The organism is Zoogloea oryzae (assembly GCF_030161255.1).
GTDB classification, from domain to species: domain Bacteria; phylum Pseudomonadota; class Gammaproteobacteria; order Burkholderiales; family Rhodocyclaceae; genus Zoogloea; species Zoogloea oryzae.
In genome coordinates this window covers 1-690 of record NZ_BSPX01000284.1, presented here as the reverse complement: position 1 = coordinate 690, position 690 = coordinate 1, and the positions used below count along the sequence as shown (strand labels likewise).

The following is a 690-nucleotide window of genomic DNA, read 5'->3' as shown; positions in this document are numbered from 1 at the left end:
GCGGCCCGCGCAGCTGCCCTCGCCGAAGCCGAAAAGGCCCGCAGCGACGGCACCACCCCGCCCCTGGCCGACGCCTCCGCCACCGCCCTGCGCGCCACGGTGGCCACCGCCGCCGGCGTCACCCCGGCCACCAAACTCGACGGTGCCGACTACAAGACCGCCGTGAGCACGGTGGACACCGCCATCGCCGCGCTGGACGACACCGCCATCAGCGATCTGGCTGCCGCCCTCGTCACCCTCGAAGCCAAGCTGCAGGCTTACGAAGACAAGGAAGCCCTGGCCGAAGCCGCCCTCGAGGCCGCCGAGGCGTCCTCGGCGATCATCGCCGACGATCTTTCCAAGGCCCTCATCCAGCGCGAAGCCGCAGCCAGGCTGGCCACCGCCGGCAACAAACCCGGCGCAATCCTCGCCTATGTGGATTACCAGGCTGCCCGGGCCCGGCTCACCGCCGCGGCCGCCGGCGCCGCCGCCACCAAGCTGCAGACCGACTGGAACACCGCCCGCGACGCCCAGCTCTCGGCCACCGCCGATCTCCTCGCCGCCCAGGTGGCGGTGATCCAGGGCCAGCTCGCCCTGGCCCGCAAGCGCGCCGAGATGACCGCCAAGCTCGCCACCCGGGATGCCGTAGTCACCGCCGCGGTGGATGCCGTGCTCAACCCGCCGCCCGCCCCGGGCCCCTGACGCCCGCCG

Annotated in this window: 1 protein-coding gene; it reads left to right on the top strand. The window is 73.9% G+C overall.

Annotation, left to right across the window (positions count from 1 at the left end; all coding sequences use genetic code 11):
- On the top strand, positions 1-681 hold a 681-nt coding region (locus QQK25_RS23410), incomplete at its 5' end, for a hypothetical protein (RefSeq protein WP_284190112.1).
- Positions 682-690 lie beyond the last annotated feature (9 nt).